The organism is Sanguibacter massiliensis (assembly GCF_900240335.1).
Classification (GTDB): domain Bacteria; phylum Actinomycetota; class Actinomycetes; order Actinomycetales; family Cellulomonadaceae; genus Flavimobilis; species Flavimobilis massiliensis.
In genome coordinates this window covers 2956536-2976184 of the sequence record NZ_LT964979.1, presented here as the reverse complement: position 1 = coordinate 2976184, position 19649 = coordinate 2956536, and the positions used below count along the sequence as shown (strand labels likewise).

Below are 19649 nucleotides of genomic sequence, written 5' to 3'. Positions count from 1 at the left end.
AGCGGCCACTCATCCGACGACCTCTTCGGTGCCTTCACATACCAGGACGGGTCCCGCTGGGAGCTTAGTTTCCGAGAGCACCCACGTCTGGTGCACGAGTCCACCAAGCGAACGCGGGAGCACCGATCTCCCTCAACTCCGGCGGGCACCTCGAGCGGTCCGGGGGAGTCGCACGATGGGGACTGCTGCACGAACAGGTGACAGTTAGGTTCAGGCTGCGAGTGCGACCTGAGTGGTCATGATGGTCTCGAACTCGATCGGGGTCAACCGCCCCAGTCGGACCTGCCGCCGGCGACGGTGATAGGTCCTCTCGATCCAGGTGACGATCGCGATCCGCAGCTCAGACCGCGTCGCCCAACGACGGCGGTCAAGGACGTTCTTCTGCAGCAACGCGAAGAACGAGTCCATCGCCGCGTTGTCGCCGGCCGCCCCGACCCACCCCATGGATCCGACGAGGCTGTGACGGGCCAGGACGCGCAGCACCTTGCGGCTGCGGAACTGACTTCCCCTGTCGGAGTGAACGATGCATCCGGCCACGTTCCCGCGCATGGCGACTGCGTTCTCGATCGCGCGCACGACCAGCCGAGACTTCATCCCAGAGTCGATCGAGTAGCCCACGATCCTCCCGGAGAACGCGTCCTTGATCGCGCACATGTAGACCTTGCCCTCGGCAGTCGTGTGCTCGGTGATGTCGGTCAACCACAGCTCGTCGGGGCGATCGGCGGCAAAGACATGCCGAGTGCGGCCGTGCTCGTCGACCTGAGCGCACAGGTCGTCGTGGACCGGAGGGCCCGGCCGCTTGCCGTTCTTGCTCTTCTTCTTACCGAACGCCGACCACCAGCCGTTGGCCGAGGTGATACGCCACGCAGTGCGATCAGCCATCGGCTGCCCGGCCGTGCGGGCTTCGTCGGCCAGGAGACGGTGGCCGAACTCCGGGTCGTCACGGTGGGCGTCGAAGAGCGCGTTCGCGCGGTAGGCCTCCACGATCTCGGCCGAGGTCACAGGCCGTTCGAACCAGCGGCAGTAGGGCTGGCGAGCGAGATGAAGCACCCGACACGTCACCGCGACGGGGACACCGTCAGCGGCAAGCTCTCCGGCGAGCGGGTAGGTCATTTTCCCGGCAGGTGCGCCTGAGCGAAGTAGGCCGCAGCACGGCGCAGGACCTCGTTCTCCGGCTCCAGCAGCTTGACCCGACGACGCAGCTCGCGAGCCTCCAGGGCCTCAGAGGGGACCTCTGCGGACGTCGCGGCGGGGGCAGCCTCGGCGGCCTCTCGAATCGAAGTTCTGCAAGGAGGACTTGCCGACGCCGAAGTCGGCGGCGATGCGTGCCAGTGACACGCCGGGGTCGCGCGCGAGGGCGACGCGCACGACATCATCGCGGAACTCGCGGGGATAGCGCTTAGACATGGAGACATCCTCTCAGCGGTGCTGGTCAGCACCGCGGGTGGGTGTCACCTGTTCGTGCAGCAGTCCCGACCTCTGACACTCACTGCCTGCCGAAGCGAACTGCTACACCGCTTCCCGCGACCTGGCCAACCCCTGGTATGAAGAGCGGAGCGCTGGTACCGTTTAGCCGAGTTCGCCGACATCGGCGGCTACAGACTCAAAGGAGCTTTTGTGAGCCGGAAACTTGTGAGTGTGCTGGTAGCGACTACGGCCAGCGTTGCGCTCTTCACTGCGGGCCTCCCCGCCGCGAATGCCGCAGAGGACCCGACGGAATCGACGGCGCGACTCATCGCAGACGTCGCCCCAGACCAGGGCGAAGTCCTCACGGGAGTGGCGGAGGCCGACGGAATCGAACACCTGGTGGGAGACGTCCAGGTCAGCGTTCCGGTCGACGCCACTGAGCCGATCGCCGTGCGGTCGACGGACGACCCCAGCCTCGACTGGGAGATCAACCTGCCGTCCGACCTGGGTCTCGACGGGGGCACCGTGGCCGCTGACGGGACGATCGTCTACGAAGGCGCGCAAGGGGTCGACGCGGCCGTTCAGGTCCTCGAGGACGGTTCTGTGCGACTGCAGACAGTCATCCCCGATGCCGATGCCCAGCATGAGTTCACCTACGCCTTCGGTGAGGGCATCGCGCCGCGCGCGGCGGCGGACGGCTCGATCGAGCTGGTGAAGGACCTTGGGCTCGGCGTGCTCGTGGTCGGTCGCGTCGCGCCAGCATGGGCGGTTGACTCAAGTGGTGCGAGCGTCGATACGACCTACCGCATCGACGGCACGGCACTTGTGCAGACGGTGACTCCTGACGCATCAACGGCCTACCCGATCGTTGCCGACCCGACCTACGGCCACAGCTATGGGATTCCGACGATCTACCTCTCGAAGTCCGAGACACGTTCCGCCCAGGACACCCAGGTCGCTCAGTTCCTCTGCGGCGCTGCCGGGCTCGCGATTGGGCCGATCCTGTCCGTTCTGTGCGCTGGCAACGCGGTGAACATCTCGGAGGGAGCGAAGCGAGCCGTCAAGGCGAATGGCTGCGCGAAGATCCTGGTGGCACCGATGCTCGTCTCCACGCTCACGTACAAGCGCAACTGCCGGTAGAACACCACCATGTAGGCTCGGGGGAGGGGCAGGCATGCCCCTCCCCCGAGCTCGTAGGAGTCGTGCATCATGTATGTTCCACTGTGGCAGCTGGCAATCATGGCTGTAGTTTTCGGAGCTGCCGCAGGCGGGTGGGCTGGATGGGCGGTCTCCAGAAGATCGGTTCGACGAAACGCAGTCTCATCCGTCGCGCTTATTCTTCCCATACTTCTCTTCTCCAAGGGTCCGGTCGTCCTATTGGCTGTCTACCTCGGTGTATGGGTTGCGAGCTTCTTGGTTAGTCAGCTGCCCCTTCGTACCCGTTTGGCTGTGCGCCATGAAGGGGTAGATGCGTCGCACGTCGAATCATCGCCGCAGCCCTGACAGCGAATATCGCCAGATGCCCAGATTGCAGCATGCATTGCTTCCGCCCGAACATCTGAGTCAATGGCACGGGGAGTGACGTGCGATCTACTCTTACCCCCATGAGTAGAATGCGGTTTGCGTGTAGATTCACCTTCGTCGAATCCATGGGCGGTACTCTGGTCTGGGCACTGGGCACTGGGCACTGGGCACGCAGCAGGCTTCCGGTGACCTCTGACCTGGGGGGCATGTCGAGCGCGCCGCATTGTGCTATCGCCATCACGGTCGGCCGCTCCTCCGAGGCATACTATCGGAAAGACTCCCGTCGCAGATCGAGCACCTCACCCCGCAGTGCGGCGTTCTCATCGCGGAGCCAGCCCAACTCCCGCTCAATCTCCCGGAGCCTCCCCGTCGCAAGTTGCAGTTTGGTCCGCAATGACGCGACACTCGACGCTTCAACTGACCCCCGGCGCGCCGTGCGTGCAGGTGACGCGTGCGCCAATGAGCGGATCTCAGCGAAGAGGTCGGGATGTTTGCGTAGGTAGCTTGTCGAGCAACCCGCATTCTCAGCTACCGTCGAGAGGTCGAACGGCCCTCCCTTGGACCGAAGTTTCATAAGAGCGCGCCTAACGTCGGCGCGCTTGTTCTGCGCGCGGGTAGCGGCGGCTGAAACCAGTTGTGCCGTTCGAGCTGCTCCAAGTTCGTGCGGTTCGCTCACGGCTTCTCCGGGACTCGGTGGTTTAGGGCGTCGAGGTTTGCCTGGTTGATTGCGCGGCGGGCAGGATCGTCCTGGTGCTGGATCACGGTGAGCTGGAGCATTCGTCGATGGTTCATGTGCGTTTCGCCGAAGTTCTCTTCGTCGGGGTCATAGAAGGAGCAAGTGTTGCACGGGTTCTGTCGGAAGTCGCACCCCTGGACCGGCGGCGACAGGCATTTGCCATCAGGGAGCACAGCTGTGAACTTGGCGCGCATTCGTTCGACAGCGGCGTCGTCGTGTGGCTCCGTCGCAGATCGTGTCTTGTCGATTCTCTGCTTTTCATGGAACTCTCGTGCCTTGCGGTTGAGCGTGTCGTCGGTGATTGCCGCGTAGTGCTGGGTCATAGTCTGCGATCTGTGCGCGAGGAACTCCTGCACTTCGGTCTGGGTCCAGTTGCTGTTGAGGAGAGCCGTGCCGATAGTGTGGCGGACCTGTGGATAGATGCGCCGGAGACGTACTCGCCTGTAATGGCCGACTTGGAAATTCCGTTGCGGATGAACGCCTTGTAGGTGTGGTTGCGCAATCCTGCCGTTGACCAGGGCCGGATGACTTCAGACACTCGAGAGGAGCGCTTCAACGATCGGAACATGAAATGGGCCTCTTCGCCGAAGATGCTGCGCACGTATGACTGGTGATCCCGTAGAAGTTGGGCCAGGCCCTCGGGAAGCGGGAACCGGCGCCAGTCCTTTGTCTTTGTCATGTAGTACTCAACCCACACGCCGCCTGTGTGGTTGACTCGCAGGCAGTCCAATTGAAGCGCGACGAGTTCACTGATACGCAGACCGCCCCAACGATTGAGTTTGAGCATGACACGGACCACTTCGTCGAGCTCCTCGTCTTCATCGAGCATGCGGTCGATGCTGTCGACGATGTCCGCCGGGAAAGTCGTGGTGCCGCCACTCTCGTGACCGAGTTCTCGCCCCAGCGAAGGAACGCCTCTGACCCAAGATCCGGTAGGTACCCGTCGTGGCGAAGATCGGCCAGCACGCTCGAAACCGTGTTTACCTGCATGAGCAGGCTCTTGGATGCGCCTCCGTCCCGCGTCGCAGCCAGATAGTCGAGGAAGATCTCGCGATCGAGTAGTGCGGGCCGGTCGATTCCCTCGGAATCAAGGTAGGCGGACAAGTGACGCATTCCCTTTGACCACGTGAGGATCGTGTTCCAGGACCGCTCGTTGGTTACGAGCCGGCGTCTCGCAAGTGCCTTTACTGCTTCGCGAAGCCAGGGTTGCGTGACTTGGTGCCAGTCGATGTTGGCATTGTACCGGTCCTCGGGGTTCCCGAGCACAACCTCGAATCCGTACCTCCAGAGCCAATGATCTTCGCGCCACGGGTCGATCGCCGCTGGGCGGTGCAGGGTCGAGATGTTTCGCCCCGGGTTTCGTAGAGGCTCGGTTAGTTGGATCCGACCTCGGAGAGGACCGGGTTCTGACGGTAGTGCTTCGTGGGCTGGGATGCCCAGTGGTGGGTCTCGAACTCGGCTGGTGGGACGAGTCCGATCTCGCCGTGAAGCCGTCGATGGTTGAACCAGTCGACATATTCGGCAACGGCGATCTCGACGTCACCGACGTTCTTCCAGCCGCCTTGGGGCCGCATGACCGGGTTGCGGATGCACTCGGCCTTGAACAGCGAGTTCAGCGCCTCAGCCATGGCGTTGTCGCAGCTGTCGCCCTTCGACCCGACGGACGCGACGGCCTCGGCCTCGGCGAGCCCCTCGGTATAGCGAACCGCTCGATATTGGACTCCTCTGTCGCTGTGGTGGATCAGGCCGGTGACGTCTTGGCCGGCGCGTTGCCGTGCCCACAGGCCCATGTCGAGGGCGTCGAGCGCCAGATCCGAACTTACGGTCTACGAGATCCTCGGGCCGCTCGGTCTCGGCGCCGTCGCCGATGGTGGTTTTGCGGGTCTTCTCCCGACCGATGCCGCGCAGGCCCTCGGCCCGCATCAGCCGCTCGACGGTGCACCTGGCAACCGTGAGCCCCTCACAGTTGAGCTCAGCGTGGATCTTGCGGGCGCCGTAGACCCCGAGGTTGGCCTTGTGCGCAGTCTTGATGTCGACGATCAACTCGGCGTCCCGCAGGGCACGTGCCGAGGGCGGGCGCTTCTTGGCGGCGTAGTAGGTGCTCGGGGCGATCTGCACGCCGGCGTCCTTGAGGACGGTGCAGATCGGCTCGACCCCGAACCGGTCGCGGTGCTGGTCGATGTAGTCGACCAGCACCGCGGTGGGCACCTCTACTTGATCTTGCGGTCGAGCTCCGCGGCCGCGAAAAAAGCTGCGCTCGTCTTCAAGATCTCGTTCGCCCGGCGCAGCTCGCGGACCTCACGCTCGAGCTCGGCCAGCCGGATAGCGTCATCGGTCGTAGTACCCGATCGGACGCCGCCGTCGATCTCGGCCTGCCGGACCCAAGTCCGCAACGCTTCGGGGTGAACCCCCAGCGGATCGGCGACCCGCTTGATCGCCCCACGAGCGGCTGAGGGGTCCTTCCTGGCGTCCATCGCCATCCGCGTCGCCCGACGCTGGAGCTCAACGCTGTACTTCCTCGGTGCTGCCATGACTCTCATCGTCCTTCCCAGTAATGAGAGCCTCCATCAGACCCGGGGCGAAACAAGGTCTGCGCGTATTACCAACCGAGGCTCCTTCCCCATCATCGACGTCGAGTTCACGGTTGTCCGAGGCAAGGACCGGGCCGTCTCCCCGCGGTCGCTCCTTTCTACGGGAGAGACGTGGGACGTGGACATCTCGGAAGACTTCGGGACTCCCGACGACTTCAGCGGCCACTCATCCGACGACCTCTTCGGTGCCTTCACATACCAGGACGGGTCCCGCTGGGAGCTTAGTTTCCGAGAGCACCCACGTCTGGTGCACGAGTCCACCAAGCGAACGCGGGAGCACCGATCTCCCTCAACTCCGGTGGGCACCTCGAGCGGTCCGGGGAGTCGCACGATGGGCCCGCAGCGGTCCGACACTGACCTTGTCGCCGCGGCGACGCCAACCCGAGCCAGACACACTTTTCTGGGTGCCACACCCGTGGACACCCGCCGGACGCGGGCGCATGGTCGAAGAACCACACGATCGAGGCGAGGCCAGGAGTAGGGACGATGTCAGTTTCAAGGCAGGAGCCGGTGAGCAGGGCGGTGGGACACACCAACCGCAGGCCTCCGGAGCAGAAGGTCGTAGGTTCGAATCCTGTCGAGGGCACCCACCACGTCCCGGTCCCCCACGCGGAGACCGGGGCGTCGTCGTAGTCGGCCCTGCCCCCGCATGTCTGTCCCGCGCCGGTACGACCCCAGACGCGGCCGGAGCGGTCACCTCCCGTCCACCTTCCCGCGCTAGCGTCGCCTGGTGACCTCCGCTCCCCTCGCCCGCCGTCTCGGACTTGTCGACGCCGTGACGCTCGGCCTCGGATCGATGCTCGGCGCGGGCGTCTTCGCGGCGCTCGCCCCCGCGGCGGGGCTCGCCGGCCGGTGGCTCCTCGTCGCGCTCGGTCTTGCGGCTCTCGTCGCGACGGCCAACGCCCTGTCGACGGCCCAGCTGGCTGCCCGTCACCCGGTCGCGGGCGGAGCGTACGCGTACGGCCGAGCGCGGCTCGGCCCGTGGTGGGGTTTCCTCGCGGGCTGGGGGTTCGTCGTCGGGAAGACCGCGAGCTGCGCCGCGATGGCGCTCACCCTCGGGGCGTACGCGTGGCCGGAGCACGAGAGGGTCGTCGCGCTCGTCGCGGTCGTGGTGCTCGTTGCGATCGATATGGCGGGGGTGACGCGGACGGCGCGCGCGACGCGCGTCCTCCTCGTCGTCACGCTGCTCGCGCTCGGTGCGCTCGTCACCATCGTGGCGGTCGCAGGCCTAACGGGGACGCTCGGCGTGCCCGACGCGCCCGTGACGGCGCCCGCTGCGGATGCGCCCGGCGGTGCTGCACTCAACGAGCCTGGCGTCACCGGCGTCCTCGGAGCAGCGGGCCTGCTCTTCTTCGCCCTCGCCGGCTACGCGCGCGTCGCGACGCTCGGCGAGGAGGTGCGCGACCCGACGCGGACGATCCCGCGGGCGGTGATGCTCGCGCTCGTCGGCGCGGTCACCGTCGTCGCGGCGGTCGCGGCCGCTGCGCTCGTCGCACTCGGTCCGGCGGCCCTCGCCGCGTCGGGCGCGCCGCTCGTCGACACGGCGCAGGCCGTGGACGCCGGGTGGCTCGTGCCGGTCGTCGGCGTCGCTGCCGTCACCGCGTCGGGAGGCGCGCTGCTCGCGCTGCTCGCCGGTGTCGGGCGCACGACGCTCGCCATGGCACGCGAGGGCGACCTGCCGCGCGCGCTCGCGCACGTCGACGCGCGCCGCGGCACGCCGACGGCGGCGACGCTGCTCGTCGGCACGATCGTCGCGGTCCTCGTGTGCACGACGGACCTGCGCGGCATGCTCGGCGCGTCGTCAGCGGGCGTCCTGCTCTACTACGGCGTCGCGAACGCGGCGGCGTGGACGCAGCCGCGCGACGAGCGGCTCGTGCCCCGCTGGGTTCCCGCTGCCGGCTTGCTCGGCTGCGCGACCCTCGTGGCGACGCTCCCTCGGGACGCCCTCGCGGTCGCGGCGCTCGTCCTCGGGTTCGGTGTCGCAGGTCGGGTGTACGTCACACGGCATCGCCTCGGCCGCGAGCGCCACGCCTAGGACCTCCGACCTGCATCGACGTGCAACCGGGCCGAACCGGGGGCGCCAGCCGCGCCCTCATGCCAAAAGGTGGGACCTTTGACATGCGAGTGACGTTCACCACCCACCTAGGTTGGACATGAGACCACACAAGCACCCCCACACCGCACAGAGGATCAGGCAATGACCACCACCGCCGGACCCGGCACCACCAGCCCCGTCGCCCAGGCCATCGACGCGCTCGTCACCCGCGGCCAGAAGGCCCTCGACGCGTTCATGCTCCTCGACCAGGAGCAGGTCGACCACATCGTCAAGAAGGCCTCCGTCGCCGCCCTCTCGCAGCACGGCGAGCTCGCCGTCCTCGCGGTCGAGGAGACCGGCCGCGGCGTCTTCGAGGACAAGGCCGTGAAGAACATCTTCGCGTGCGAGCACGTCACCAACTCGATGCTCAAGATGCGCACCGTCGGCATCGTCGGCGAGGACGAGATCACCGGCATCACCGAGATCGCCGAGCCCGTCGGCGTCATCTGCGGCGTCACCCCCGTCACCAACCCGACGTCGACGACGATCTTCAAGGCGCTCATCGCCCTCAAGACCCGCAACCCCATCGTCTTCGGCTTCCACCCCTCCGCCCAAGCCTCCTCCGTCGCCGCCGCGAAGGTCGTGCGCGACGCCGCGGTCGAGGCCGGCGCCCCCGCCGACTGCGTCCAGTGGGTCGAGCAGCCGTCGCTCGAGGCGACGAGCACCCTCATGAACCACCCCGGCGTCGCACTCATCCTCGCGACCGGCGGCAACGCGATGGTCCGTGCCGCCTACTCGTGCGGCAAGCCGGCCCTCGGCGTCGGAGCGGGCAACGTCCCCGCCTTCATCGAGCGTTCCGCCAAGCTCAAGCGCGCCGTCAACGACGTCGTTCTCTCCAAGGCGTTCGACAACGGCATGATCTGCGCCTCCGAGCAGGCCGTCATCCTCGACGCCCCCATCTACGACGACGCGATGGCCGAGTTCGCCAAGCTCCACGCCTACCGCGCGACCCCCGCCGAGAAGGCGATGCTCGAGGAGTTCATCTTCGGCGTCACCGCAGGCGGCGAGAACTGCGCCGGCGCGAAGCTCAACCCCGCCGTCGTCGGTCAGTCCCCCCAGTGGATCGCCGAGAAGGCCGGCTTCTCCGTCCCCGAGGAAACCTCGATCATCCTCGCGGAGGTCAGCAAGGTCGGACCCGACGAGCCCCTCACCCGTGAGAAGCTCTGCCCCGTCCTCGCCGTGCTCCGCGCCGACGGCGCCGAGGAGGGCATCCGCCTCTCCGAGCAGATGGTCGAGTTCGACGGCCTCGGCCACTCCGGTTCGATCCACTCCGAGGACCAGGCCGTCATCCGCGAGTTCGGCTCGCGCATCAAGGCCGTCCGCATCATCACGAACGCGCCCAGTTCGCTCGGCGGCATCGGCGACATCTACAACGCGTTCATCCCGTCGCTCACGCTCGGCTGCGGCTCCTACGGCCACAACTCGGTGTCGAACAACGTCTCCGCGGTCAACCTCGTCAACATCAAGCGCATCGGTCGGAGGAACAACAACTTGCAGTGGTTCAAGGTTCCGGCCAAGACGTACTTCGAGCCCAACGCGATCCGCTACCTCGCCGACATGCGCGGCATCTCGCGCGTGACGATCGTCACCGACTCGACGATGACGAAGCTCGGCTTCGTCGACAAGGTCCTCGACGTCCTCAACCGCCGTGGCGAGCGCATCGCGCTGCAGATCATCGACGACGTCATGCCCGAGCCGACCGTCGACTTCGTCCAGAAGGGTGCCGCCCTCATGCGGCACTTCAACCCGGACACCATCATCGCCCTCGGCGGTGGCTCCCCCATGGACGCCGCCAAGGTCATGTGGCTGCTCTACGAGAACCCCGAGATCGAGTTCGCGGACATGAAGGAGAAGTTCTTCGACGTCCGCAAGCGCGCCTTCAAGTTCCCCGACCTCGGTGAGAAGGCCTCGCTCGTCTGCATCCCGACGACCTCGGGGACCGGCTCCGAGATGACGCCGTTCGCGGTGATCTCCGACCCAGCGAAGGGCAAGAAGTACCCGCTCGCGGACTACGCGCTCACGCCGACCGTCGCGATCGTCGACCCGGCCCTCACGTCGATGATGCCGTCGTTCCTCGTCGCCGACTCCGGCTTCGACGCCCTCACGCACGCGACCGAGGCCTACGTCTCCGTCTACGCGAACGACTACACCGACGGCCTGTGCCTCCACGCGATCAAGCTGATCTTCGAGAACATCGTCGACTCGGTCAAGGGCGGCCCCGGCGCGACCGACGAGCGCACCGTCAAGGCGCGCGAGAAGATGCACAACGCCTCGACGATCGCCGGCATGGCGTTCGGCAACGCGTTCCTCGGCATCGTCCACGCGATGGCGCACGTCACGGGCGGCATGTTCAAGCTCGTCCACGGCCGCACCAACGCGACGTACCTGCCGCACGTCATCCGCTACAACGGCACCGTCCCGACCAAGCTCACGAGCTGGCCGAAGTACGAGCACTACATCGCTCCCGAGCGCTTCCAGGAGATCGCCCAGCACCTCGGCCTCCCGGCGAGCACCCCGGAGGAGGGTGTCGAGTCCTACGCCCGCGCGGTCGAGGCGCTGCGCGAGCAGGTCGGCATCCCCGCGTCCTTCCAGGCGCAGGGCGTCGACGAGGAGCTCTTCATCTCCAAGCTCGACGAGCTCGCGATGGGCGCGTACGAGGACCAGTGCGCCCCCGCCAACCCGCGCATGCCGATGCTCGACGACATGAAGATCCTCATGGAGGCGGCGTACTACGGCACGTCGTTCGCCGAGGTCAAGGCGTCGCGCAAGGCCGTCGGTGCCGCAGCGGTCGAGGCGGGCGCCGAGCCCGCCGAGGCTCCCAAGGGCCGCAAGCCGTCGCGCAAGCGCTGATCCTGCCTGACCCGGAAGGGGGTGGCGGCCGTCCTGGCCGCCACCCCCTTCTCACGTCCACGGCACGCACCTGCGCGCTGCCACCAGGCTGCCGCCGTCGGCCCACGCCCCCTGCCCCGGGAGAGCTCGTCGCGCCCGGACACGCAGAAGGCCACCCCGAGGGGTGGCCTTCTGCGTGCGAGGCGAAGCTCAATAGTCGACGAGCGGGAAGTACTCCCAGTGCCACGGCTCGTACATGCCGGAGCCTCCGCGACGCGCCCAGGCAGGGTTGTCGAAGCCGTACACCGGGCCGTTCGCCTTGAGCCACGACCACTTCGCGGAGTCGCGGTACGTGCTCGAGCACAGGTCGAGCGCGAGGCCCAGGCCGTGCTGCGACGTCCCGGGACGTGCCGCGAACGCGCCGCGGCTTGCGGCGACGGAGTACTGGCTCGAGAGCGACCGGTAGGAGTCGGTGATGCAGATTGGGGTGCCGAACCGGACCTCGAACTGCGTGTTGAGCTCGGTGAAGGCGATGGCGGCCTGCGGCTGCATCGAGTGGCCTGCCTGCGGCAACTTGCACAGCTGCGCGCCCGAGAGGCGCCCGTTGATGGAGGTCGGGACCGTGACGGAGGAGTCGCAGCCCGGGAGCGCGGTGCGCGAGTCGGACCGCGAGGCGACACTGAGCTCGCGTCCCGCGAGGGTGTCGGCGACGATGACCGAGCTGTCGGAGAGCCCGCGCGGACTCATGAGGACGTCGACCGTGGCACGGCCCGACGCGTAGTCGCGGACGACGGTCGTCTCAGGTTTGCTGCCGGCGGCCTGGACGATCGGGACGGCGACCGTCGCGATCGCGAGCGTCGCGAGGACACCGACCCGCGCCGTGCGCGTCGCGGACGGTCGTCGCGGAGCCGTCCGAGGCTCGGCACGACCGGCCTTGCGGCGCTCGGCCGCGACCAGCTCACGTCGCGTGAGCTGACGCGCTCCGTGCGGGCGTGCGGGGGCAGGAGTCTCGGTCGTGGGAGCCTCGGACGTGGGAACGGCCCGGGGATCCTGGGGCGCGTCCACCGCGGAGATAGGACGAGGTGCAGCGGCGCCCGTGTCCCGCGCGGGTGACGCCGTCGCAGGCATCGCCGGGGCGGTGCGCGGCAGGGGGCCCGTGTCGGTGACCGCGGACGGATGCGCGGGCGTCACGCCGGCGAGGCGTCGGCCGTCACGGAGCGCGTCACGCGCTGCGACGGCAGCCTGGTTGAGCTCCGCGCTGCGTGCGACCGACGGCTGCGGGACCGGGGTCCAGCTCGTGGCAGGCGCGGGGCGTCCGAGGAGGTCGTGCGGGCGGGTGGCCGCGGGACGGGTAGCGACGGGTCGGACGGTCGGCGTGACCGCAGCCGGGGCGGACAGAGGCGTCGCGACGGTCGCGGAAGGCGCAGCGTGCGCGGTGGGTGCAGCGGGCTCGTCCGGCTCGAGATCCGGCACGACGACCCGTGCTGCCGGCCGTCCGAGCGTTCCGTACGGCGACGTCGCTCCGACCGTCGCGGCGTGCCGGACGACGGGCACCGGCACGGAGCTGGCCGACGCCGTGGTGGCGGGCCGCTCGACGACGGGAACGGTCGCGGCACGCGCCTCGAGGAGAGCCGCCTCACGGCGGGAACGACGGGTCTCGGGAGCCTGAGCGTCGACCTGGTTGCTCGTGCTCACGACCCCTCCATTCTCGTCCGTGCCGCCGCGATCGCGACGGTTCGTGCTCGTCCCTCCGGGGATTCCCGACGGGTCACGCTACCCCGTCCGGGCCCCGTCGACGGAACCCGGCCGGTGCCGGTCCGGGCCGCGCTCGACCCCGAGGGTCCTACACGGTTGCCGTTGCGGCGGTATCTCCTGCATCGGCACGAGTGTGGCTCGCGCCGACCCCTGGTCGATCACAGAATCATAACGAGCCAGAGGCCCCCGGCCAAGACCACCTGCGCAACTGCGATCCAGGTCTCACATCTCGGACGCCAGGACGTTCGTCCCTCGACGCGCACGTCACCGCACTACGGACGGTCGTCGGCCCGCTGCATCGCGTCCCGCACCTCGCCCACGAGCTCCTCGAGGATGTCTTCGAGGAAGACGACCCCGATCTGCCGCCCGCCATCGACGACGAGCGCGAGATGCGCTCCGTCTCGCTGCATCGCGGCGAGGACCGCCTCGACCTCGTCGTCGGGCCCCACCGTCGCGAGCGACCGCGCACGCCACTGCGGCACGGGGACGTCGTGGTCGTCGTCGCCCGCGTACAGCACGTCCTTGAGGTGGAGGTAGCCCGTCACGGGCCCGCCCTCCGCGGCGACGAGCGGGAACCGCGAGAAGCCCGTCCGGGCGACCGCGTGCTCGACGTCGTCGGGCGTGGCGCCCACGACGAGCGACGTGAGCGCGTCGGTCGGCACCATGACCTCACGGGCGACCCGTTCCGAGAACTCGAGCGAGCCGGCGAGCAGCCCCTGCTCGTCGACGAGCACGCCCTCCTGCCGCGAGACCTCGACGATCGAGTGCACCTGCTCGGCCGTGAACGCCGACGCGACCTCGTCGCGCGGCTCGACACCGCCGAGCCGCACGAAGACGTTCGCCAGCCGGTTGAGGACGACGATGAGCGGGTTGACAGCCCGGGCGATCCACACGAGCGGAGGCCCGAACCACATGACGGCCGTGTCTGGTCCCGACACCGCGAGGTTCTTCGGCACCATCTCGCCGAGGACGACGTGAAGATAGACGACGATCGCGAGCGCGATCGTGAACGCGATCGGATGGACGAGCGCCCCCGGGACGTGGAGCGCCGCGAGCGGGGCCTCGAGCGCGTGCGCGATCGCGGGCTCCGCGACCATGCCGAGCCCGATCGAGCACACCGTGACGCCGAGCTGCGCGCACGCGAGCATGAGCGAGACGTGCTCCATCGCCCACAGCACCGTCCGGCGCGCCGGTTGCCGGACTCGGCGAGCGGCTCGATCGACGAGCGCCGCGCCGAGAGCACGGCGAACTCCGCACCAACGAAGAACGCGTTACCGACGAGCAGCGCGAGGCCCACGAGGAGGGCAGTCCCGGTGGTCATGCGTCCTCCTCGGCGGTCCCGGCGACGGTCGTGGCGCGCAGACGCGCGACCCGCCGACCGTGCATCCCGACGACCTCGAGGTGCACGCCGTCGACGTCGACCTCGTCCCCGACGTCCGGCAGCCGGCCGAGGAGGGACATGACGAGCCCGCCGAGCGTCTCGTACGCCGACGAGTCCGGCACGACGAGGCCCGTCTGCTCGGTGAGCTCGTCGGGCCGCAGGAGGCCGGGGAGCAGCCAGGCGCCGTCCGCCTGCCGCGTCGCCCCCGCACGACGGACGTCGTGCTCGTCGGCGACGTCCCCGACGAGTTCCTCGACGACGTCCTCGAGCGTGACGACGCCCGCCGTCCCGCCGTACTCGTCGACGACGACGGCCATCTGGAGACCGAGCCCGCGCAGCGTCACGAGGAGCGGGCCGAGGCTCACGGTCTCGGGGACCGTCGGCGCGTCGACCATGAGCGCAGCCGCCGGCACCTCGGCGCGCCGTTCCCGCGGCACGCCGACAGCGCGCCTCACGTGGACGAGCCCGACGATCTCGTCGCGCGAGCCGTCGATGACCGGGAAGCGCGAGTGCCCCGTCGTGCGGGAGAGCTCGACGACGCGCTGCGCGGAGTCCTCGCGCGTGAGGACGACGAGCCGGGTGCGGTCCGTCATGACATCCGACGCGTCGAGCTGCTCGAGCTCGAGGGAGTTCGTGAGGAGGAGCGCCGTCGACGCCTCGAGCGTGCCCTGCTGCGCCGAGCGGCGGACGAGCGAGAGCAGCTCGGGAGCCGAGCGTGCGCCCGAGAGCTCCTCGCGCGGCTCGACGCCCATGCGCCGCAGGAGCGCGTTCGCCGAGCCGTTGAGCCCCGTGATGACGGGACGCATGGCGCGCGTGAAGACCCGCTGCACGGGGACGACGAGCCGCGCCGTCGCAAGCGGCGCGCTGAGCGCGAAGTTCTTGGGGATGAGCTCGCCCATGAGCATCGAGAAGAGGTTGACGACGACGAGCGCCACGACCGTCGCCGTGACGGCGACTGCGGTCGACGCCCAACCGGTGAGCCCGAGGCCGTGCTCGAGCAGGCGCTGCAGCGCAGGCTGCGCGGTGTACCCGAGGAGGATCGTCGTCACGGTGATGCCGACCTGCGAGCTCGAGAGCTCGGTCGACAGTGAGCGGAGCGCCGCGAGGACGGACCGTGTCCGACGGTCAGGGCCGCCCGGCCCTGAGGTCTGAGCGATCTCTGACTCGAGCCCGGCCGGGTCGATCGTCACGAGCGCGAACTCGCTCGCGACGAAGACCGCTGTCCCGCCGGTGAGCAGGACTCCAAACGCGACGAGCAGCCAGTCGGCCAGCACGCGCTCCCCTTCATGGCGCGGCACTGGCCGCGCTCCTGGTCGTCCGGCCCGGACGTGCCGGGCAAGGTGCGTCGCACCCGTGCCACGCATCGTACCGACCTCGCGCGGCATCCTGCGCGCCGCAGTACCGCGCGGCCGCTCCCCTGTGCGAATGTTGGGGTATGAGCAGCAACGCAGCCAGCACCGGTGCCGCGCGCGGCACGACGATCCTCGTCGTCGAGGACGAGTCGACGATCGCGACGGCGATCGCACAGCGCCTCACCGCGGAGGGGTGGCGCGTCGAGGTCGCACGCGACGGCCTCGCGGGCGTCGCCGCGGCGACGAGGGTCCTGCCCGACGCGGTCGTCCTCGACGTCATGCTCCCGGGCATCGACGGGCTCGAGGTGTGCCGACGCATCCAGGCGGAGCGCCCGGTCCCGATCCTCATGCTCACGGCTCGGGACGACGAGACGGACATGCTCATCGGCCTCGGTGTCGGCGCCGACGACTACATGACGAAGCCGTTCTCGATGCGCGAGCTCGTCGCACGTCTCAAGGCGCTCCTGCGGCGGGTCGACCGGGCGCAGCAGGCCGCGGCCTCGCCCGTCGGCGAGCCGCCGATCGTCGCGGGCGACGTGGTGATCGACCGCGACCAGCGCCGGGTGCACCGCGCCGGCGAGGAGGTCCACCTCACCCCGACGGAGTTCGAACTGCTCGTCATGCTCGCGAGCTCGCCGCGCACCGTACTCACGCGTGAGCGTCTGCTCGCCGAGGTGTGGGACTGGGTCGACGCGAGCGGGACGCGCACGGTCGACTCCCACATCAAGGCGGTGCGTCGCAAGCTCGGCGCCGAGCTCATCCGGACGGTCCACGGCGTCGGCTACGCGTTTGAACCTCCGGTCGACGGCGACGAGGGCCAGGAGGGCTGAGCGTGTCGTCGCCCGGTCGTCACGGCCGGGTCCCGCGGCCGCACCTGCCCGACGTCCGACCACTCGACGTCCTGCGGTCGATCCGCACGAAGCTCGGCGTCCTCGTCATCACGACGAACGCGCTCGCGGCGCTCATCACGTGGGTGGGTCTGCGGATGCACCTCGGGCCGACGCGCACGTTCCCGCTCGCGCTCGTCGTCTCGATCGTCGTGACGCTTGTGCTCGCGCGGGGGATGACGTCGCCGCTGCGGGAGATGACGGCGGCGGCGCGCGCGATGGCGGGTGGTGATTACTCGCGGCGGGTCCGTGCGACGAGCCGGGACGAGGTCGGGCAGCTTGCGGTCGCGTTCAACCAGATGGCGGACGACCTCGCGACGGGCGACCAGCAGCGGCGGGACCTCATCGCGAACGTGTCGCACGAGCTGCGCACCCCGGTCGCGGCGTTGCGCGCCCAGCTCGAGAACATCGTCGACGGGGTAACGCCGGCGACGCCGGCGTCCCTCGGTGCGGCGCTCGCGCAGACGGAGCGGCTCTCGCGTCTTGTCACGTACCTACTCGATCTCTCACGGATCGAGGCGGGTGCTGCGGACCTCCGGGTGGCGACGGTCGACGTCGCGGAGTTCCTCGACGCGGTCGTCGACGAGGTCGAGATGGTCGAGGCGGGCAAGAACCTCGTCTTCGAGGTCGATGTCACGCCGGAGAACCTCACGGTGCCCGGCGATCCTGACCGGCTCTCGCAGATCTTCGTCAATCTTCTCCACAATGCGATCCGGCATGCGCCGCACGGGTCGACGGTGCGGGTCACGGCGATGCGACGTGGGGACCGGGTGGTCATCGACGTCGCTGACGAGGGGCCGGGCATCGCGGTGGCGGACCGGTCGCGGATCTTCGAGCGTTTCGTCCACGGGACGACGCCTGCGGCGACGTCGTCGGCGGGGACGTCGGGCGGGACGGGCATCGGCCTCGCGATCGTGCGATGGGCGGTCGCGCTGCACGACGGTGACATCGAGGTGGTCGACTCGGAGCAGGGTGCGACGTTCCGGGTGTCGTTGCCCGCACCGCGGATGCGCGGCCTGCGGGGCGCGGGGCGCGAACCGACAGCCTGACCCTCTTGTTCTAGAGAAGTTAGAACAACTACGATGGTCGGCATGACAGCGTCCTCCGCACCGCCCCGCACACCGGCACGATTGTCCGTCCGCGGCCTCACCAAACACTTCGGCACCGTCCGCGCCGTCGAGGACCTCACGTTCGACGTCTCCCCCGGCCGCGTCACCGGATTCCTCGGCCCCAACGGCGCCGGCAAGACGACGACGCTGCGGATGCTCGTCGGCCTCACGACCCCGACGGCGGGAACCGCCACCATCGGCGGCGTCCGCTACACCGAGCTCACGGACCCCGCCCGCACCATCGGCGTCGCACTCGAGGCCTCGACCTTCCACCCCGGCCGCAGCGCCCGCGCACACCTGCAGATGTTCGCGCCCGCCGCCGGAGCCGACGCGGCACGCGTCGAGCAGCTCCTCGCGCTCGTCGGGCTCACCGCCGACGCGCACCGCCGCGTCGGCGGCTACTCGACCGGCATGCGGCAGCGGCTCGCGCTCGCGACCGCGCTCCTCGGCGACCCCGACATCCTCGTCCTCGACGAGCCGACGAACGGACTCGACCCCGCCGGCATCGCCTGGCTGCGCTCGTTCATGCGGGGCTTCGCGGACAGCGGCCGCACGGTCCTCGTCTCGAGCCACATCCTCTCCGAGGTGCAGCACTCGGTCGACGACGTCGTCATCGTCGCCCACGGCCGCCTCGTCCACGCCTCGCCCCTCGCCGCGCTCGCGGCGCGCGCCGTCCGCACGGTCACCGTCGACTCCCCCGACCGGGCGGCGCTCACCGATCTCGTCACGCGACGCGGCTGGGCGTCCGAGCCGGCCGGCGCGGGCGCCCCGGGCGCCCTGCGGCTGCTCCACGTGCGTGCCGCCGAGGTCGGCGCCGCAGCGTTCGCCGCGGGCGTCGAGCTCCACCTCCTCACGGAGGACGCACCGGGCCTCGAGGACGTGTTTCTCCGGCTCACCGGCCAGACGACGGAGGTGGCAGCATGAGGCGCGCGGTGCGGCTCGAGGTCGCGAAGTTCTTCTCGACGCGCATGTGGTGGGTCCTGCTCGTCCTCATGGCGGGCTACATGGCCTTCCTCGCGGGTGGCATGGGCTTCTCGTTCACCGCGACCCCGCAGGACGCGGGAGTCGATGCCTCGGACCCGCTCGCGACCGCCCGCGCGGTGTACGCGGTCGGGACGACGCTCGGCTACGTCTTCCCCGCGATCATCGGCACGCTCGCCGTCACGGGCGACCTGCGACACCGCACGATCGTCCCGACACTCCTCGCCGACCCGTCGCGCACGCGGCTGCTCGTCGCCAAGCACGTCGGCGCACTCCCCGTCGGGCTCGCGTACGGGCTCGTCGGGTCGCTCGCCGCGGTCGGTGCCGGGGCCGCGCTCATCGCGCTCGGCGGGGGCGACCCGATGCTCGATTCCCCCGACGTGTGGCGGACGGTCGCGCTCTCGACGGTTGCGCTCACGCTATGGACCCTCGTCGGTGTCGGCGTCGGCTCGGTCCTCAGCAACCAGGTCGCGGCGCTCGTCGTCCTTCTCGCGTTCACGCAGTTCGTCGAGCCCATCGCCCGCATGGGGCTCACGGCCGGACTCGGCGAGGCGGGGGGCCGCGTCGCAGCGTTCCTCCCGGGAGCTGCGGGCGACGCTCTCGCCGAGGGCTCGATCTACTCGCTCATGAGCCCGGGGTCGCTCCTGCCGTGGTGGCAGGGCGCGCTCGTCCTCCTCGGGTACGCGGCCGTGCTCACCGTCGCCGGCAGGCTCACGACGTTCCGGCGCGACCTCGGCTGAGGTCGCGGTGCCCGCCCCCAGGGGGCGGGCGCCGCGCTCCCTCCTCGCCCGACGGACGGTGCGTCACGCGTCCGAGGTGCGGACAGCGGTCGCCCACAGCGCCGCCCCAGAAATGTGAGATGCATCACACTCCAGCGCTCACCTCACCAACTGATGGCCCTCAGGGATGAGTCCTTGGTCCTAGACGGGCCACCCTTGGGCCGGACCTTGCCCCGGCCACAGGTCCGCCTGACCGCGAGCCCCGCGAGCCCTCTTCGCCCCA

General features: G+C 69.2%; 10 protein-coding genes, 4 pseudogenes and 1 other annotated feature. Of the genes and pseudogenes, 7 read left to right on the top strand and 7 right to left on the bottom strand.

The window, feature by feature from the left end; translation table 11 throughout:
* Positions 1-210: 210 nt before the first annotated feature.
* Positions 211-1407 (bottom strand): annotated as a pseudogene (locus C1729_RS13705) (IS3 family transposase).
* Between the two features lie 210 nt (positions 1408-1617).
* On the opposite strand from C1729_RS13705, the gene C1729_RS13700 reads away from it, so the two are divergent.
* Complete coding sequence (locus C1729_RS13700) at positions 1618-2547, top strand: hypothetical protein (RefSeq protein WP_129590768.1); 930 nt, start codon at positions 1618-1620, stop codon at positions 2545-2547.
* Positions 2548-3603: 1056 nt separating this feature from the next.
* Here the strand turns inward: C1729_RS13700 and C1729_RS13695 are convergent.
* From C1729_RS13695 to C1729_RS13685, 3 genes and pseudogenes are all read right to left on the bottom strand, one after another.
* Positions 3604-3990 (bottom strand): hypothetical protein, encoded by a 387-nt coding sequence (locus tag C1729_RS13695; protein ID WP_207204627.1) that lies wholly within the window; start codon positions 3988-3990, stop codon positions 3604-3606.
* 233 nt (positions 3991-4223) lie between these two features.
* Positions 4224-4505, bottom strand: a pseudogene (locus C1729_RS15430) (tyrosine-type recombinase/integrase); the annotation flags it as partial.
* Between the two features lie 535 nt (positions 4506-5040).
* Positions 5041-6198: pseudogene (locus C1729_RS13685) on the bottom strand (IS3 family transposase).
* Positions 5771-5920: a sequence feature (AL1L pseudoknot), on the bottom strand. Its footprint overlaps the pseudogene before it by 150 nt.
* A 790-nt stretch (positions 6199-6988) precedes the next feature.
* Between C1729_RS13685 and C1729_RS13680 the strand changes: the two are divergent.
* Together C1729_RS13680 and adhE are read left to right on the top strand one after the other, a co-directional pair.
* Entirely contained in the window at positions 6989-8293 is a 1305-nt protein-coding gene (locus C1729_RS13680) for an APC family permease (protein WP_207204626.1), read from the top strand.
* A 162-nt stretch (positions 8294-8455) separates the two neighbouring features.
* Positions 8456-11203 carry a bifunctional acetaldehyde-CoA/alcohol dehydrogenase gene (gene adhE, locus C1729_RS13675; RefSeq protein WP_102510414.1) on the top strand — a complete coding sequence of 916 codons (2748 nt, stop codon included), beginning with the start codon at positions 8456-8458 and terminating at the stop codon, positions 11201-11203.
* Positions 11204-11392: 189 nt separating this feature from the next.
* On the opposite strand, the gene C1729_RS13670 is transcribed toward adhE, so the two are convergent.
* From C1729_RS13670 to C1729_RS13660, 3 genes and pseudogenes are all read right to left on the bottom strand, one after another.
* Positions 11393-12877: a M15 family metallopeptidase gene (locus C1729_RS13670; protein ID WP_102510413.1), complete on the bottom strand. Its 1485-nt coding sequence runs from the start codon at positions 12875-12877 to the stop codon at positions 11393-11395.
* A gap of 332 nt (positions 12878-13209) precedes the next feature.
* Positions 13210-14258: pseudogene (locus C1729_RS13665) on the bottom strand (hemolysin family protein).
* The gene (locus C1729_RS13660; RefSeq protein ID WP_102510412.1) at positions 14255-15592 is read right to left on the bottom strand and encodes a hemolysin family protein; all 1338 of its coding nucleotides are present in this window, start codon (positions 15590-15592) and stop codon (positions 14255-14257) included. The pseudogene C1729_RS13665 and the gene C1729_RS13660 overlap by 4 nt, the downstream one beginning before the upstream one ends.
* 161 nt (positions 15593-15753) lie before the next feature.
* Between C1729_RS13660 and C1729_RS13655 the strand changes: the two genes are divergently transcribed.
* The 4 genes from C1729_RS13655 to C1729_RS13640 are packed head-to-tail and all read left to right on the top strand — an operon-like array spanning position 15754 to position 19387.
* The gene (locus C1729_RS13655) at positions 15754-16500 is read left to right on the top strand and encodes a response regulator transcription factor (RefSeq protein WP_102510411.1); all 747 of its coding nucleotides are present in this window, start codon (positions 15754-15756) and stop codon (positions 16498-16500) included.
* A gap of 2 nt (positions 16501-16502) precedes the next feature.
* Complete coding sequence (locus C1729_RS13650) at positions 16503-17606, top strand: sensor histidine kinase (RefSeq protein ID WP_102510410.1); 1104 nt, start codon at positions 16503-16505, stop codon at positions 17604-17606.
* Between the two features lie 42 nt (positions 17607-17648).
* Positions 17649-18590: an ATP-binding cassette domain-containing protein gene (locus C1729_RS13645; RefSeq protein ID WP_102510409.1), complete on the top strand. Its 942-nt coding sequence runs from the start codon at positions 17649-17651 to the stop codon at positions 18588-18590.
* The gene (locus C1729_RS13640; protein ID WP_102510408.1) at positions 18587-19387 is read left to right on the top strand and encodes an ABC transporter permease subunit; all 801 of its coding nucleotides are present in this window, start codon (positions 18587-18589) and stop codon (positions 19385-19387) included. The genes C1729_RS13645 and C1729_RS13640 overlap by 4 nt, the downstream gene beginning before the upstream one ends.
* The last annotated feature ends 262 nt before the right edge of the window (positions 19388-19649 follow it).

Excerpts from the sequence above, each read along its gene's own strand:
- adhE (WP_102510414.1), top strand. The coding sequence starts at position 8,456 with ATGACCACCACCGCCGGACCCGGCACCACCAGCCCCGTCGCCCAGGCC.
- C1729_RS13695 (WP_207204627.1), bottom strand. The coding sequence starts at position 3,990 with ATGACCCAGCACTACGCGGCAATCACCGACGACACGCTCAACCGCAAG.
- C1729_RS13645 (WP_102510409.1), top strand. The coding sequence starts at position 17,649 with ATGACAGCGTCCTCCGCACCGCCCCGCACACCGGCACGATTGTCCGTC.
- C1729_RS13655 (WP_102510411.1), top strand. The coding sequence starts at position 15,754 with ATGAGCAGCAACGCAGCCAGCACCGGTGCCGCGCGCGGCACGACGATC.
- C1729_RS13640 (WP_102510408.1), top strand. The coding sequence starts at position 18,587 with ATGAGGCGCGCGGTGCGGCTCGAGGTCGCGAAGTTCTTCTCGACGCGC.